The sequence below is a fragment of the Streptomyces sp. NPDC053673 genome (genome assembly GCF_055585225.1).
The window spans coordinates 25,788-40,322 of sequence record NZ_JBVJKN010000054.1 but is presented as its reverse complement, the minus strand read 5'-3'; the positions used below and the strand labels follow the sequence as shown (position 1 = coordinate 40,322).

The window sequence follows — 14,535 nt, the reverse complement described above, 5'->3', positions numbered from 1 at the left end:
GGACATCCGCGACGACATTCACGAAGCCTTCCTGAAGCTGGCCTGCTGCGTCATTACCTACCGACGCGTCCAGTCATTGTGTTAGCTCCTCTAAGTCGTGGGGGTGGTCTCCGAGGCGGATCTGCTGGCAAAGGAGGAGTTCAGCGTCAGTAACCCCACCCTCACACAACAGCGACGCCGTCCGCATGACATCGCGAGAGCCGGAGGATCGACCGCCGAGCAGCTCATGACCAGTCCCGCAGTGACCGTGCCCGCCAGGGCCACGCTGCCCCAAGCGTTGCGCTCATGGCCCGTGAGCACGTCAAGAGAATGCCCGTCGTGGACTAGTCCGGGCGGCTCGAAGGGATCGTTAGTCGCTCCGACCTGCTGACAGTCTTTCTCCGGCCGGACGAGGACCTGACGGCAGAAGCGGAACGCGTGGTCATCGGGCGAGTCGCGACGAGCAGCGTGCCGAGGCGGGTGGAGGTGATCGCTGCCAGGCCCCGATGGGCCCAACTCCGGCGGGGACCGGCCCATCCCACGTCGAGCTCAGCGTGACACGGAGCGGGCCGTTGAGCAGCTCACGGACATCCTGCCGGTGGGCGGGGCGAGCTGGGCGATATGGTCGACGAGTACCTCGGGCGCGGTACCGCCCCATCCGAACAGGACTGGTCCGAAGAACTCGTCCTGGAAGACGCCCTCGAACAGTTCCACACTGCGCTCGGTCAGTGGCTGGACGCAGAGGGAGTGCTGCCGACCGGCGGCCTGCCGAGCGCGATCGCGGTTCGTGGTGAAGAACCGGAGTCTCAGGTCTTCCCTGGACATGTCGTCGTACAGCCGCGGCACGCGTGCATGGTCGCCGGACAGGGCCGGACGGGACTCGGTGTGCGATGCCAGCCACAGCCATCGGCGGCCGGCCCGCTTCCGCAGCACGTCGATGACCGCCTTGACCACCTCGTCATAGTGCCTGAAGGCGTGGCCGAGGCCGATGAATGCGGTGGGAGTCCGGGCTTCCACGGTGTTTCTCCCGTCGTGCGTTGCCCACGCTTGCCGCTCGCGAGCGGCAAGCGTGGGCCGAACGGTCCCATAGCCGGGGCTACCTCGCCTCTCCCTCCCTACGGGGCCGGTGAGAGCCTCGAGCAGTGGGCCAGGAGCAGATCGACGGGGAGACGGGACGGCGGCGACGGCCACCGATCGTAGCGGTCGGCGGCGGGGCCGAAGCATGGTGCTGCACTACGCCTGCTGCCCGGTTGCGATGATCCAGATGGAGCCCCGCCATGCCGGGGCTCCATCTGGTCGCTTCATCGTGCCTGGGACTGTCGGGCCACGCGAGCGCGCCCGGTGGGACGGAATATCCGCTCCACCGGGCGGCGCGGCCAAGCGCGGCGCGGAAACGGGTCACGTCGTGTGTGTGATCTCGATGTGCTTGGCCTCCGTCTTCTCCTCGCCGAGGCCGACGCTGACGGTGAGCATGCCGTCGGTGTACTCGGCGCGGATGTCGTTCTCCTGCGCGTTGCCGGGCAGGGCGACGCTGCGTGTGAGCGATCCGTAGTGGATCTCGCTGCGATTCTTCTCCACCTCGCGCTCGGTGCGCTCGGCCTTGATGGTGAGCATGCCGTCCCCGACCATGACGTCCAGGTCCTTGACCTCGATGCCCGGGAGTTCCGCCCGGATCACATACCGGTCTCCCTCCACGTAGTCCTCGATCCGTACGGCGTACAGGGCAGCCATGGCAGGCATCGAGAACCGTGCGGGGAAGCCCTCGAACCAGTCCGGCAACTCCGGGAACGAGAACCTCTGCCTGCGTGCGAGTACGGCCATGACCGTGCCTCCTCGGTTGGTTATGCGACTCCTCCAGTCCACTTCGTCGCGTCGCCGGTAGGCAGGGGCCGAAGAGGTCGCGACGGGGCCCGAACGTCCCGCCCTGTGCGGCTGGCCTGCGATCACGGCCGCGGGCGGTCCACAGGGGGAGTTCCCAGCCCGTGCCGAACGGACCGGAGCGCGGGACCAATCGGTCCTGCCGTCCTGCCGGGCCGGGAGCATACGGTGCATTTACGGGCGCGGACAGCCGACGGGGCGCCCTTGCCCCGCGGAACGGTGGAGGAGCAGCCATGACTGCCGGCGGAGAACTTCCGATCGTTTTCGGCGTAGATGCCGCGGAGCCGGCCTGGGCAGCGGCTGCCTGGGCAGCCGACGAGGCTGCACGCTGTGGTTTGCCGTTGAAGCTGGTGCATGCGATTTTGCCGGTGACCCACCATGTGCGTGGCGTCGAGGAGACAGCACATCGCAAGGCCCTGCGGCAGTTCGGCGACGAGGCCCTCGACAAGGCGACAGTGCTTGCTCACGAGCAGCAGCCGGACCTCGAGGTGACGACCTTCATCACCGACGGCAACCCGGCCCAGGTCCTGGTGCGGCAGTCCAGGCACGCCCGGACCGTGGTGCTCGGCTCGCGCCGGCTGGGCAGGTTGGCTGAAGTCCTGAGCGCACGATCCGCCGCCGTCCCGGTCAGTGCCAACGCCGCCTGCCCGGTCGTCGTGGTGCCGGATCCCGGCAACACCCCCGACCACCCTCCCCGGTTGGTGGTCGGTGTGGACGGCAGCCGCTCGGCTGCTGCCGCATTGGACCATGCCCTGGACGACGCCGCCAGGCGTGGAGCATCGGTGCACGCGGTCTGGGTTTGGCAACCGCCGCTGCTGGTATTCGTCGACGAGAGTGCCGCGCTCGAGGCGTGCCACAGGCAGCTGCACGAAGCCACCGCCGCACGCTCTGGCGCCTACCGGGACGTCCCGCTTCATCACGCGGTGGTGCGCGGCCATCCCGTGGAGGTACTGGCCGAGGTCTCCGAGCGCGCGCTCGCCGTGGTCGTCGGCCGACGCGGCCGGGAAGGGTTCCGCGGCATGCGGCTTGGGTCCGTCCCGCACGGACTGCTGCACCGCGCACTCTGCCCCGTGGTCACCGTGCCACCGGCGGCGGGCGAGAAGCCCTGAGGCCCTGATTCACCGCGAAACCGCAGATGCACCGCCGCGGACGCAGAGAGGAGTCCGTCGTGACCGAGCGCGAGAGGTTCTCGGCAGGAGCCGAGGCACGCCGTGCGGTGCCCGCGAAGCCGTGGCGGTCCGACGAACCGTTGCGGCAGGACATGTTGCTGCGCTACCTCGGTGCCGTTGCCACCGTCTCGTCGAAGCAGGCCGCGGCGAGGCACCCGCGTGTCGCGGAACGGGCCGCAGGTGCGGGGCGGACCATGGCCGCACACGCCCCGGCACCGTCCCCGTCCGGCGACGAACGCGCACCGTTGCTGGTCCGGGACGTCATGGACGTGCCGGCCGCATCGGTGCGCGAGGATCTGCCGTTCCTCGACATCGCCCGGATGCTGGCGCGAGAGCACGTCGGATCCGTGGCGGTGGTGGACGGAGACGACCATGTGCTCGGCGTGGTGTCCGAGTCCGACCTGCTGGCGAAGGCGGCGGTGGAGGCGTCCGGGCACCGCCCAGGACCCATCGGCCGGCTCCGCGAACACCGCCTGCGCGACGAAGCGCGGGCCCTGACAGCCGAGACCCTGATGACCGCCCCGGCCGTCACCGTCCTGCCCGGCTCGACGGTCGCCGAAGCCGCCTGGCTGGTGGCTCTTTCCCGGCTGAAACGGGTTCCGGTGACGGACCACGAAGGGCGGCTGGTGGGGGTCGTGCACCGAAACGCTCTGCTGCAGGCCCTGATACGCGACGACGACAGGATCCGTCAGGAGATCGAGACCGTGATCCTCGGCGACCACTTCCCGGCCGCTCGTGCCACGGTCGAGGTCACCGTGCGGGACGGCGTCGTCGGACTGACCGGCCGGATGGCCGAAGCCGATGTTCCGCGTCTGCTCGAGCAGATCAAGGAGATCGACGACGTGATCGAGGTGACCACTCATCTCACCCCAGCATGAGCCCCCCGAGGCCAGAGCGGTCACTACACCGCCCGGAACTGCTGCTGACGGGCGCCCTGGTGCACTGCAACCACCGGCCCCGAGCTGAACCACCGCATCCGTTGCGGCGCTGGGCAACGGGTGATGTGTCGGAGCCCCTTCTCGTAGGCGTTCAGAGCCGTGGTCAAGCACCAAGCACCACAAGGCGCACGGGAAGTGATGAGTCCCGCACAAGCCGTGATCACTCAGCTCCCGTCGGCATCGTAGAGCCTCCACGCTGAGCTTCCGGCGATGCAGCATGAGTCTCACATGACGCGCCGCGTCGCTGTCGTCAGTCAGCCCCGGATCCAGCAAGACGGCGCTCGACGCGGAACCGTTGGCGTTCTGTACGAGGATGTTCGCCCGGTGCCCGCTGATACTCTCGCCGAGTGCGACGCTCGATTCAGGCTGCCTGGACAGCACTTGGTAGCGCTGCTTGTGCAGCTCGACTCGGCCTCCCTCGCCGACGCGGGACCGCCTTCGACGGCGGCGTCCAGCAGTGTGGCGGCGACACCGCCTCGCTTCCGCCAGAGATTCTGGTCTCCTGCCACGATGAGGTGGGTGCGTGCCCGGGTGATGGCGGCCAACGCCGACCTGGACGTGAGGGTGCCAACCCGTGGACTGCACGGTGAGGCGTACCAGCGTCATGCTCTTCTGCGACGAGCTGTTCGCGCTTCCGTATCTGAGCCTGCACTCTCCCGAGGTCTCCCGGGCTCTGTTGAACTACCGCCACCGGCGCCTTCCGCAAGCCTGCCGGGCGGCCGATGAAGTGGGCCGGGCTGGGGCGATGTACCCGTGGCAGAGCGGTAGCGACGGCCGTGAGAAGGCGCAGCGGCTGCATGGCATGCTGCATGGCATGGAAGTACTGCCAGGGCTCTCGAGGCGGACATCGCCGATCTTCAAGGAGGCACGACCGGCGAAGGTATCCACCTCGGCGCCATGGCCGGGGACCCTCGATCTCGTGCAGAGTGACCTGACCGGCCTGGAGACCCGCGGGGACGCGCTGTGGCTGGACCCGGTGCCGCTCCCGGTGCTGTCCGAGTGCGGGTTCTCGCTGCGTTACCGCGGTCACTGAGGTGTCGGCATACGGCTGCAGAGCGGGCAGTTGCGTATTGCCGTGTCCGACTCGGATGAGTCACCGATCCGCGTGGTGCTGACCGACTGGGCCGTCACCATCGCATCGGGGGAGACCTGCACGCTTGTGCTGCCGACAAGGTGATCCGCCCCGAGGCCGGCGCCGAACGGATCAGCGGTCCAGGGCCCGGTCACCGTGGGGCACCACGAGCCCGAAGTGCGCTCCCCGATGGGGGCTGGTTATGTGGAAGCGTCGCGGTCTCATGGCCGGCCGAGCGGCCACAGCCAGCACGCTCACAAGGTCGTCCCCCAAGGAGGGTTCGAGGTGAGACTCATGGGAGCTCGCATGGCACAGGCCGCAATCGCAGCGGCGATCGCGGTTCCGCTCGCGCTCGGTGCATTCGCCCCGCAGACCTACGCACAGGAGCCGACTCCCACTCCGACGGGAACGTTCGGCCCCGACTGCTCGGAGCTACCCAAGAAGGGGGAAGGCAGTGTCACCACCATGGCCAAGCAGAGGGTGGCGGATGCCGCGGCCGGAAGCCGCCAGCTGGCACAGCTGTCATCGGCGTTGAAGAAGGCCAGGTTGGACAACACCCTCAACCAATCGGACAACATCACCCTCTTCGCACCTACCAACCACGCCTTCAACAGCTTGTCTCAAGCACAGCGCGACTCAATGCTGAACGATCCCGACCAGTTGAAGAAGGTACTGACCTACCACGTGGTGGACGACAACATCACACCGAGCCAGCTGCCGAACGGCACGTTCAAGACGCTTGAAGGCTCCGAGCTCACCACCTCCGGCTCGGGCACCTCTTACAAGGTCAATGACACGGCAAACATCGTCTGCGGCAACATCGCCGCCGCCAACGCGACCGTTTACTTCATCGACGCGCTACTCACCCCTCCTGCCTGACCCGGGGGTGCCTCGATGGGCTGGTCAAGTGTGGACTGGTGGTCGTGGCTGGACTTCGCGGTGGCATTCTGAGGAGTGGATCGTCGCGGCGATCAGCCTCGCCGTCGCGGCCGTTCCGAAACCTCTTTGCCGTCGTGACGCTCGCTCTCGCACTGGGACACGGCGGATGGCGGACCGGCAGGCAATCGTCCGCAGACTGCCCGCGGTGGAGACCCTGGGCTCCGTGACCGTGATCGCCACCGACGAGACCGGCACCTTGACCGCGGGCCGGATGGTAGCCGAACAGCTGTGGACTCCGCGCGGAGAGGCCACAGCCATGGGCACGGGCTACGAACCCGAGGGCCAGGTCGTCCGCGAGGGCGAGACGGTCACCCCAGGCGATGTCCCCGACCTGGCGGCGCTGTTGCGTGTCGCGATGCCGTGCAACGACGCTGCGCTGGAGCCCCCGTCGGACCGCTCCACGAAATGGCGGGAGCTGGGCGATCCTACGGAGGTCGCCCTGCTCGCGGCAGGGGCGACGGCCCGGACGTGCTTGCCCGGGCGGTGGCTCAGGCCGAGGTGCTGGCACGCAACGGGTACCGCGTCCTCGCCGTTGCCTCGGCCGGCCATGAGGAACTGCCGTAAGGGACCCGACCACGGTAGTCGGGCCCGTCGCTGTTCGGCCTTGTTGGCATCCTGGACCCGCCCCAGAGCGCGTCGGAGAAGACCATGGCCGCCTGCAAACGGGCCGGAATCGTCCCCGTACTCAACACCGACGACCGCCCGCTGACCGCACGGGCCGTGGCCGAGCACCTCGGCATCCACCCGCCGCGGCCTCGCGCGGAGAGCGTGCTGGACCGCCGACCTGACCGGCAACGGGGTGCCGGTCTGTGGCCGCGGATGCCTTCGTCGCCGTAGTGACCCTTGCTGCCGGGGCCTGGGCCCGGGAGACCGGCCGCCCCGGGCAGTCCATGATGTTCCCGATCCTCGGCGTGGCACTCGGGTCCCGAGCCCGCCCGGGAAGCCTGGCCAGCCCGTTTCTGCTGGTCGCCGTCGGCACGGCCCTGATCCTCCAGGCGGCCGGTGTCTACCCCCCTCCCCCGCGGGCCCTGCTGGGTACCGAGCCACTTCCCCTCACTGACCTGGCGATCGCCGTCGCGCTGTCCGGCCTCGGCCACGGCGTCATGCGCCACCAGGCGCGACTGAGACCGGAGCGTCCACGGCGCGCACGACGGTCCAGTTGAAGACCCACGAGCACTGAGCCACCTGGGTGGTCGGCGTCCCGGCTCACTGCGGGGCGTGGCGGGGCAGTCAGCACATCCGTGCGATCCGCAGAAATACCCCTGGGGGTAATTCTGCTACGGTGGAGATATACCCCCCGGGGTAAATCGCTGCGACAAGGAGTGGAGCTGTGTTCTTCATCGACACCGTTGAGGTCTCTGGGCTCGGCAACCGGAGCTACGTGGCCGGAGGCGCGGACGCCGCTGTGGCGGTCGATCCGCCGCGGGACGTCGACCGGGTGCTGGAGGCGGCGGCCCGCCGCGGTGTGCGGATCACGCACGTCGCCGAGACGCATGTGCACAACGACTACGTGACCGGAGGCCTGGAGCTGGCCCGCCTCACCGGCGCCGCCTACCTGGTGCCTGCCGGGGCGCGGGTCTCGTACCACCGCGTCCCGGTCGCCGACGGGGACCGGACGGCGATCGACACGGCCCTGGTGCTGCGCGCGCTGGCCACGCCCGGCCACACCCCGCACCACACCGCGTACGTCCTGGAGGAGTCGGGCGAGGCTGTCGCCGCCTTCACCGGAGGCTCGCTGCTGATCGGTACGGTCGGCCGTCCCGATCTGGTCGAGCCGGGTCTCACCGAGCGGCTGGCGCGCGCCCAGCACGCCTCCGTGCACCGGCTGGCGGACGAACTGTCCGACGACACGGCCGTTCTGCCCACCCACGGCTTCGGTAGCCTCTGCTCCTCGGCGCAGGCCGCCGGGGACGCCACGACCATCGGCAAGGAGCGGTTCACCAACGAAGCGTTGGTCAAGGACGCCGACACCTTCGTCACGGAACTGCTTGCCGGCCTGGACGACATTCCTGCCTACTACGCCCACATGGGCCCGCTGAATGCGCAGGGGCCGGAGCCGGTCGACCTGACGCCGCCCGCCGTCGCGGACGCCGAGGAGATCGCCGAGCGGCTGGCCGCCGGCGAATGGGTGGTCGACCTGCGCAGCCGTGTCGCCTTCGCGAAGGGTCATGTCGCCGGTTCGTTCAACTTCGAGGCGGCGGGGCAGCTCGCCACCTATCTGGCCTGGCTGGTTCCGTGGGGCAAGCCCGTCACGCTGCTCGCCGAGTCGGCGGAGCAGCTGGCCGACGCCCAGCGTGAACTCGTCCGGGTCGGTGTCGACCGGCCCGCAGCGGCCGCCACCGGCTCACCGGGTGGATGGGTACGCGAGGGCGAGCGGCCCCGCTCCTTCCCGCGCACCACCTTCGCCGGACTCGCCGCCCGGGACGCCGAACAGGGGGTGGTCGTCCTGGACGTCCGGCGCAACTCCGAGCGGGCCGAGGCTCATATCGCGGGTTCGTTGCACATTCCCCTTCACGAGCTGCGTGCACGGATCAGGGAGATGCCTCCGGGGACGGTGTGGGTGCACTGCGCCGGCGGGATGCGGGCCGCGATCGCCGCCTCTCTGCTGGACGCGGCCGGCCGTGAGGTGGTTGCCGTCGATGACGGCTTCGACTCGGCCCGGGCTGCGGGTCTGCCCGTCGTAGAGGGCCGACCGGGCCCGGTTGCCCCTCCACCAGCGACTCGTGACGACTCGTCAACAGGAGCGTGACATGTCTCCCTTCCATCGAGGGCTCGGCCGGGTCGACCCCGCCGAAGCCCGCGAGCACACACTCGACCCGGGCGGTTCCGTGCTGCTGGATGTGCGCGAGGCGCACGCATGGGCCGCCGGTCATGCCCCGCGGGCCATCCATCTGCCGCTGAGTGCGCTCGCCGCCGGGGCCGAGCTTCCCGCACTCGCCCGCGGCCGGCCGCTGGTGGTGATCTGCCGTTCCGGCAACCGTTCTCGACGCGCCGCGGAACTGCTGGCCGCCTGCGGCCTGGCGGTCGTGGACGTGACCGGTGGCATGGCCGCCTGGGCCGAGGCAGGTCTGCCTGTGGTGGACGGGCGCGGCGCGAGCGGATCGATCGCGTGAGTACGCTGCTGCTCGCTCTGACCGCCGGAGCGGTCGTCGGGCTTGCGCTCGGGTCCCTTGGGGGCGGTGGCGCCGTGCTGGCCGTGCCGGCGCTGATCCACCTGCTCGGCTTCACTCCGGCCGAGGCCACCACCGCGAGCCTCGTCATCGTCGCCGCCACCGCGGCCACCGGCTTGTACGCGCACGCTCGCGATGGCAACGTCCGATGGGGTACGGGCACCCTCTTCGCCGCCGCCGGCCTGGTACCTGCAGCACTCGGCGGCGCGGTCGCGGGACGACTGCCCCCAGCTGTACTGACCGGGGCGTTTGCGGTCGTCGCGGCCCTCGCGGCGGTGCGGATGCTGCGCACACCGACCGAGGTGGTCCGTACGCCGACCGAGGCGGTCGAGGCCGACCGCGCCGTGCGCAAGGGCCCGGCGGCGGCAGCCGGGGCCGGACTGGGGGCCGTCACCGGCGTACTGGGGGTGGGTGGCGGGTTCCTCGCCGTACCGGCCCTGGTCACCACGCTCGGCCTGCGGATGCGGACCGCCGTCGGCACCAGCCTGCTGGTGATCACCATCAATGCGCTCGCCGCTCTGGCCCCCCGTACCGGCACGGCGGACGCGCTCGACTGGTCGGTCGTCGCGCCCTTCACCGGGGCCGCGATCCTCGGCGCCTGGGACGGGAAACGCTGGTCGGGGAAGGTGGAGGCCGACACGCTCCGGCGGATCTTCGCCCGCATCCTGCTGGCGGTCGCCGGCCTCATGCTGATCGGCAGCTTCGTATGACAGCCGTCGGACCGGCAGCCGCCCGCCGACGCCCGTCAGGCGAGCGACAGGAAGAGCTTCTCCAGCCGCGCACGCATCTGCTCCCGGTCCTCCCCGTTCGCCCGCGCGCTCTCAATATCGGCCATGCACTGCTGCAGGCCCGTGGCGATGATCGCGAACCCTGCCCGGTCGAGGGCGCGGGATGCAGCGGCGAGCTGCGTCACGACTTCCTCGCAGTCGCGCCCTTCCTCGATCATCCGGATCACGCCGGAGATCTGACCCTGAGCCCGGCGCAGCCGATTCAGTACGGCGCGCAGCTCGGCACCAGCGAGATCCAGTTCCACAACCACTCCCTATGTATACCCCTGGGGGTAATTTACTCCCCTGGGGGCTCCACCGGCCAATCCCAAGGATGACACCCGACATGAACACGACCGCCGCACTCACCCCCGAGCAGGTGCGCCCCCGACTGGACGAGCTCACGGTCATCGACGTCCGCACCCCCGCCGAATACGCCTCAGGCCACCTGCCCGGCGCACTCAACATCCCGCTCGATCTGCTCGACCGTGCGCTGCCCGCGATCAAGCAAGCCGCCGACCGTGTGAATCTCCTCATGGTCTGCGCCTCAGGAGCCCGATCCGACAGCGCCTGCGTGCTTCTCGCCGAACACGGCATCCCCGCCGCGACCCTGGTAGGAGGCACGCAAGCCTGGGCGGAGGAAGGCCATGAACTTCACCGCCCCGACGGCCCCACCCGCAGGACATGGTCCATGGAGCGCCAAGTCCGTTTCACCGCAGGCGCCCTCGTGCTGGCGGGTCTCGCCCTCGGTCTCCTCCACCCAGCCTGGCATCTGCTTTCGGCGGGAGTCGCCGGCGGGCTCGTCTTCTCCGCCCTCACCAACACCTGCGGCATGGCAGCCCTCCTGGCCAAACTGCCGTACAACCGGCCTCGGCCGGCCGACCTCGAGCGCACCCTGGCCACCCTGCGCCGCCGCTGAACCGACAAGACCCGCGCACGGCCAGGGCGGAGTCCGCGCCGGTCCTTGTCGCCCGACGGACTGCCCCGGCCCTTTCCAGCAGCAGCGTTCGATGTGACTCGCAGGTCGTTGAGGACGAGCAGGACGTGGATCAGGATGCCGTCCTGCCGCCGGGGAGGAGAACCGGTGTCACTGGTGTGGTTACGGGCGAATCCCCGGAGCGATGTTCACGCTCGCCGAGTCCGCGAGCGGCGCGATCGTGCTCGCCGCCTTCGGCGACCAGCTCTCCCGCGCCGTGCCGCTCGCCGTCAAGGCCGAGATCGGCTACAAGAAGCTCGCGATGGGCGTCGTCACGGCGACGGCCACCTTCGGCCGCCCCGCCGCCGATGTCGTCGCGGAGCTGGACGCGGGCGAGCGCCCCGAGTTCCCGGTCGAGATCGCGATCACGCGCGACTCGGACGGAGCGGTGACGGGCGAGATGACCGTTGTCTGGACGCTCCGTCCGAACGCCTGAACCGCACGACGGATGTGAGCCGCCCCTGGTGTCCCGTTCCGGACGCCGGGGGCGGCCGTGCCTCCAGGTAGGCTGCCCCGGGTGCGCCTTCCGCGGCGCACCCCGGGCGGCCCAGCCCGATGAGATCCGGCCACCCACCACGCCCGCAGACCACGGGCCAGGGCCGATGACAACGGAGGAACGGCGTTGCACGTCCAGGAGTGGCTCGAGACCGTCCCCGCGGTGAGCATCTACATCCTGGTGGGGGTGGTCATCGGGCTCGAGAGTCTCGGCATCCCGCTGCCGGGTGAGATCGTCCTCGTCAGTTCCGCGCTCCTCGCCTCCCAACACGGGGACATCAACCCCTGGGTGCTCGGCGCCTGCGCAACCGCCGGCGCGATCGTCGGCGACTCGATCGGGTACGCCATCGGCCGCAAGGGCGGCCGCCCGCTGCTGGGCTGGTGCGGCGGGAAGTTCCCCAAGCACTTCAGCGAAGCCAACATCGCGATGGCCGAGCGGTCCTTCGAGAAGTGGGGCATGTGGGCCGTGTTCTTCGGCCGCTTCGTCGCGCTGCTGCGGATCTTCGCCGGTCCGCTCGCCGGTGTCCTGCGCATGCCGTACTGGAAGTTCCTCATCGCCAACGTCTTCGGCGGCATCCTCTGGGCGGGCGGTACGACCGCCGTCATCTACTCGGTCGGCGTGGTCGCCGAGGCCTGGCTGAAGCGCTTCTCGTGGCTGGGTCTGGTGCTGGCCGTGCTGATCGGTCTCACCTCGATGCTCGTCCTCAAGAACCGCGCCAAGAAGGCGGCCGAGCGCGCCGAGAGCGCTGGTGACGCCCCCGCGGACGCCGCGGAGGAGCCGTCGCCTACGGTTCGGACAGGCGCGGCACAGTAGACGTATGAGGAGAAGGCGATGGCAGAGCGCGAGCAGGCACTGATCTCGGGAGTGGGCGGGAAGGAGCCGCAGATCGCTCCCGACGCGTTCACCGCGCCCACGTCCGTCGTGATCGGCGACGTCACCCTCGCGGCCGGTGCGAGCGTCTGGTACCACGCCGTACTGCGCGCCGACTGCGGCCCGATCGTCCTCGGTGCCGACAGCAACATCCAGGACAACTGCACCGTGCACGTCGACCCCGGCTTCCCGGTGACCGTCGGTGAGCGTGTGTCCGTCGGGCACAACGCCGTGCTGCACGGCTGCACCGTCGAGGACGACGTGCTCGTCGGCATGGGCGCCACCGTGCTCAACGGTGCCCACATCGGCGCCGGCTCGCTCATCGCCGCACAGGCACTCGTCCCGCAGGGCATGCGGGTCCCGCCGGGTTCCCTGGTCGCGGGCGTACCCGCCAAGGTCAGGCGCGAGCTGACCGACGAGGAGCGCGAGGGCATCAAGCTCAACGCCGCGATGTACCTGGAGCTGGCGAAGGCGCACCAGGCAGCCCTGGGCGGCTGACGGCGGGGCGCCGCCAGCCCGACGGCCCATGCGGACTGTGTCACCGATTGCGGACGCTGAGTGATCGGCGCAAGGTGGATACGCCAGTCCACCCCCCACAGTGAAGGGACAACCGTCATGGGCAAGGCAAAGGCCAGGGCGAAGCAGGCCAAGGGCAAGATGAAGGAAACCACCGGCAAGGCGCTGGGCGACCAGGGCATGCAGTCCGAGGGCCGCGGCGAGCAGATGGCGGGCAGGGCCGCGGAGGACGCGGCTGAACGGATCAAGAAGTCCGGACGGTAGTCCGTCCCAGGACGCCGCTCGTGACCGGGGCGGCCGCACCCGTACTCGACGTGGTGCGGCCGCCCCGCTGCGATGTCCCCGCGATGTCCCTGTGAGGCCCCTGGGATTGGCTGGGATGCCCGGGATACCCGGGATGACCGCGGGTAGTCCGCGGGAAGTGTTCGGAAAGCGGTCCTCAGCCCTTTTCGCCGCCGCGCCGCACGCTGTGGCGCACCCGGCGCTTCACGTCGTCGAGCCACTGGCGCCCGGCCGGCGGCCGGCTGGAGTGCCGGTCCAGCTCCTCGATCAGCCGCTCCGAGCGTTTTTCGACGTCCAGCTCGTCCAGGATCCGGTCCGCCTCCGCGAGCAGTGCCCCGTGGAGCTGCCAGTGCTCGTGGTCCTCGCGGACGCCGTCGAGCAGGAGCCCGGCCACCCGGTCGCGGCACTCACGGCCCGCGGCGAGTTCCCCGGCGAGGCGTGATTCCGCCTCCTCGGCGTTCTCCGAGACCTGCGAGGTGATCAGCTCGGCGAAGGACTCGATCGCGGCGGACAGATGGCCGAACAGTTCCTGCAGCGCCGGGGTCACATGCGGCGGGAAGAGCGTGCCGGCCGGCCGGGTCTTGGCCAGGTCGGTGAGCGTCCGGCTGGACACACGGAGGATCACCGCGCAGATCTCCAGCGCATCCAGTCCCGTGCGCAGCACGAGCCGCGAAAGCAGCGGCTCCTTGACCCGGGGATTGAGCCGCAGACTGTCCTCCGCCTGGCGCAGGGCCGCGTCGACCTGCACGATCTCGTGGTCGAGCCGGCGGGCCTCGTGCAGCCTGGCCGCGGCCTGCGCCACCGGCGTGTGATCGGCGAGCGCGTCGCCGAGGCTCGACAGCAGCCGCACCATCCGGGCGGCGAGGTCCGTGATCGCCTCGCTGGCGTCGTTCACCCAAACGGGCGGCACGAAGAGCACATTGAACAGGAGCCCTACGACGGCGCCGATCAGGGTCTCCAGCACCCGGTCCCAGGCCGTAGCCGTCACCTGGGTGACGCCGAGCACGAGCATGGCGCTGATGGCCACCTCGGGCACGAACTCGCCCACCTTCACGAACCGGCCGATCACCAACGACGCCAGGATCAGCAGCCCGAGGCTCCACCAGCTCAACCCCACCAGGGCGCTGAAGCCGATCGCGATCAGTACCCCCGCCACCACCGAGTTCACCCGGCGGATGCCGGTGGTGAGTGTCGAGTACAGAGTCACCTGCACGACGAGCAGCGCGGTGAGCGGCGCGGTCAGTGGCGCGGGTTCGCTGCTCAGCTGAAGGGCGACGACGTACGAGATGACGGCGGCCGCGGTGGAGCGCACGGTCTGGACGACGGCCGGTTCCCTGTGTCGCCGTACGAAGTCGCGCAGTGGTTCGGTGGCTTCGGACACTCTCTTCCCATCCCCGCCGGTGGCGCCGGTGAGACACCCCGGTCCCCGGACTCACCCCCTGGCCATGGGGTGAAGATCACAGTTCGCCGCTCTCACCGGCCC

General features: G+C 70.0%; 16 protein-coding genes and 3 pseudogenes. 15 read left to right on the top strand and 4 right to left on the bottom strand.

Annotated features, from left to right (window positions below; all coding sequences use genetic code 11):
• Positions 1 to 528: 528 nt before the first annotated feature.
• Both ACZ6ZQ_RS36850 and ACZ6ZQ_RS36845 read right to left on the bottom strand, forming a co-directional pair.
• Entirely contained in the window at positions 529 to 996 is a 468-nt protein-coding gene (locus ACZ6ZQ_RS36850) for an acetate--CoA ligase family protein (protein ID WP_469772896.1), read from the bottom strand.
• Between the two features lie 381 nt (positions 997 to 1,377).
• Positions 1,378 to 1,800: an Hsp20/alpha crystallin family protein gene (locus tag ACZ6ZQ_RS36845; protein WP_469772895.1), complete on the bottom strand. Its 423-nt coding sequence runs from the start codon at positions 1,798 to 1,800 to the stop codon at positions 1,378 to 1,380.
• A gap of 290 nt (positions 1,801 to 2,090) precedes the next feature.
• Between ACZ6ZQ_RS36845 and ACZ6ZQ_RS36840 the strand changes: the two genes are divergently transcribed.
• The 10 genes and pseudogenes from ACZ6ZQ_RS36840 to ACZ6ZQ_RS36795 all read left to right on the top strand — a co-directional run bounded on the left by ACZ6ZQ_RS36840 (position 2,091) and on the right by ACZ6ZQ_RS36795 (position 9,855).
• Positions 2,091 to 2,966: a universal stress protein gene (locus ACZ6ZQ_RS36840; RefSeq protein WP_469772894.1), complete on the top strand. Its 876-nt coding sequence runs from the start codon at positions 2,091 to 2,093 to the stop codon at positions 2,964 to 2,966.
• 59 nt (positions 2,967 to 3,025) lie between these two features.
• Positions 3,026 to 3,904, top strand: a complete 879-nt coding sequence (locus tag ACZ6ZQ_RS36835) for a CBS domain-containing protein (protein WP_469772893.1) — start codon at positions 3,026 to 3,028, stop codon at positions 3,902 to 3,904.
• Between the two features lie 664 nt (positions 3,905 to 4,568).
• Positions 4,569 to 4,703: pseudogene (locus tag ACZ6ZQ_RS36830) on the top strand (hypothetical protein); the annotation flags it as partial.
• 73 nt (positions 4,704 to 4,776) lie between these two features.
• Positions 4,777 to 5,141: pseudogene (locus ACZ6ZQ_RS36825) on the top strand (glycosyl hydrolase family 65 domain-containing protein); the annotation flags it as partial.
• Positions 5,142 to 5,342: 201 nt separating this feature from the next.
• On the top strand, positions 5,343 to 5,915 hold the full coding sequence (locus tag ACZ6ZQ_RS36820; protein ID WP_469772892.1) for a fasciclin domain-containing protein: 573 nt from the start codon (positions 5,343 to 5,345) through the stop codon (positions 5,913 to 5,915).
• A gap of 708 nt (positions 5,916 to 6,623) precedes the next feature.
• Entirely contained in the window at positions 6,624 to 6,812 is a 189-nt protein-coding gene (locus ACZ6ZQ_RS36815; RefSeq protein WP_469772891.1) for a hypothetical protein, read from the top strand.
• Positions 6,785 to 7,138: a cation transporting ATPase C-terminal domain-containing protein gene (locus tag ACZ6ZQ_RS36810; RefSeq protein ID WP_469772890.1), complete on the top strand. Its 354-nt coding sequence runs from the start codon at positions 6,785 to 6,787 to the stop codon at positions 7,136 to 7,138. Before ACZ6ZQ_RS36815 ends, ACZ6ZQ_RS36810 begins: the two co-directional genes overlap by 28 nt.
• A 167-nt stretch (positions 7,139 to 7,305) precedes the next feature.
• The gene (locus tag ACZ6ZQ_RS36805; protein ID WP_469772889.1) at positions 7,306 to 8,724 is read left to right on the top strand and encodes an MBL fold metallo-hydrolase; all 1,419 of its coding nucleotides are present in this window, start codon (positions 7,306 to 7,308) and stop codon (positions 8,722 to 8,724) included.
• Position 8,725: 1 nt separating this feature from the next.
• Positions 8,726 to 9,088, top strand: a complete 363-nt coding sequence (locus ACZ6ZQ_RS36800; protein WP_469772888.1) for a rhodanese-like domain-containing protein — start codon at positions 8,726 to 8,728, stop codon at positions 9,086 to 9,088.
• Positions 9,085 to 9,855: a sulfite exporter TauE/SafE family protein gene (locus tag ACZ6ZQ_RS36795; protein WP_469772887.1), complete on the top strand. Its 771-nt coding sequence runs from the start codon at positions 9,085 to 9,087 to the stop codon at positions 9,853 to 9,855. The genes ACZ6ZQ_RS36800 and ACZ6ZQ_RS36795 overlap by 4 nt, the downstream gene beginning before the upstream one ends.
• A gap of 35 nt (positions 9,856 to 9,890) precedes the next feature.
• Here the strand turns inward: ACZ6ZQ_RS36795 and ACZ6ZQ_RS36790 are convergent, their stop codons facing one another.
• A complete protein-coding gene (locus tag ACZ6ZQ_RS36790) occupies positions 9,891 to 10,178 on the bottom strand; it encodes a metal-sensitive transcriptional regulator (RefSeq protein ID WP_469772886.1) in 288 nt (95 codons plus the stop codon).
• Positions 10,179 to 10,258: 80 nt separating this feature from the next.
• Here ACZ6ZQ_RS36790 and ACZ6ZQ_RS36785 point away from each other — a divergent pair, with 80 nt between their 5' ends.
• The 5 genes and pseudogenes from ACZ6ZQ_RS36785 (at position 10,259) to ACZ6ZQ_RS36765 (ending at position 13,034) form a co-directional block, all read left to right on the top strand.
• Positions 10,259 to 10,831, top strand: a complete 573-nt coding sequence (locus tag ACZ6ZQ_RS36785) for a rhodanese-like domain-containing protein (RefSeq protein WP_469772885.1) — start codon at positions 10,259 to 10,261, stop codon at positions 10,829 to 10,831.
• Positions 10,832 to 11,027: 196 nt separating this feature from the next.
• Positions 11,028 to 11,324, top strand: a pseudogene (locus ACZ6ZQ_RS36780) (DUF4442 domain-containing protein); the annotation flags it as partial.
• A 186-nt stretch (positions 11,325 to 11,510) separates the two neighbouring features.
• Entirely contained in the window at positions 11,511 to 12,197 is a 687-nt protein-coding gene (locus ACZ6ZQ_RS36775; protein ID WP_469772884.1) for a DedA family protein, read from the top strand.
• A gap of 18 nt (positions 12,198 to 12,215) precedes the next feature.
• A complete protein-coding gene (locus ACZ6ZQ_RS36770; protein ID WP_469772883.1) occupies positions 12,216 to 12,752 on the top strand; it encodes a gamma carbonic anhydrase family protein in 537 nt (178 codons plus the stop codon).
• A gap of 117 nt (positions 12,753 to 12,869) precedes the next feature.
• Positions 12,870 to 13,034, top strand: a complete 165-nt coding sequence (locus ACZ6ZQ_RS36765) for a CsbD family protein (RefSeq protein WP_469772882.1) — start codon at positions 12,870 to 12,872, stop codon at positions 13,032 to 13,034.
• Between the two features lie 175 nt (positions 13,035 to 13,209).
• On the opposite strand, the gene ACZ6ZQ_RS36760 is transcribed toward ACZ6ZQ_RS36765, so the two are convergent.
• Complete coding sequence (locus ACZ6ZQ_RS36760; RefSeq protein ID WP_469772881.1) at positions 13,210 to 14,433, bottom strand: FUSC family protein; 1,224 nt, start codon at positions 14,431 to 14,433, stop codon at positions 13,210 to 13,212.
• Positions 14,434 to 14,535 lie beyond the last annotated feature (102 nt).

Excerpts from the sequence above, each read along its gene's own strand:
- ACZ6ZQ_RS36815 (WP_469772891.1), top strand. The coding sequence starts at position 6,624 with ATGGCCGCCTGCAAACGGGCCGGAATCGTCCCCGTACTCAACACCGAC.
- ACZ6ZQ_RS36765 (WP_469772882.1), top strand. The coding sequence starts at position 12,870 with ATGGGCAAGGCAAAGGCCAGGGCGAAGCAGGCCAAGGGCAAGATGAAG.
- ACZ6ZQ_RS36845 (WP_469772895.1), bottom strand. The coding sequence starts at position 1,800 with ATGGCCGTACTCGCACGCAGGCAGAGGTTCTCGTTCCCGGAGTTGCCG.
- ACZ6ZQ_RS36820 (WP_469772892.1), top strand. The coding sequence starts at position 5,343 with ATGGCACAGGCCGCAATCGCAGCGGCGATCGCGGTTCCGCTCGCGCTC.
- ACZ6ZQ_RS36785 (WP_469772885.1), top strand. The coding sequence starts at position 10,259 with ATGAACACGACCGCCGCACTCACCCCCGAGCAGGTGCGCCCCCGACTG.
- ACZ6ZQ_RS36800 (WP_469772888.1), top strand. The coding sequence starts at position 8,726 with ATGTCTCCCTTCCATCGAGGGCTCGGCCGGGTCGACCCCGCCGAAGCC.
- ACZ6ZQ_RS36840 (WP_469772894.1), top strand. The coding sequence starts at position 2,091 with ATGACTGCCGGCGGAGAACTTCCGATCGTTTTCGGCGTAGATGCCGCG.
- ACZ6ZQ_RS36770 (WP_469772883.1), top strand. The coding sequence starts at position 12,216 with ATGGCAGAGCGCGAGCAGGCACTGATCTCGGGAGTGGGCGGGAAGGAG.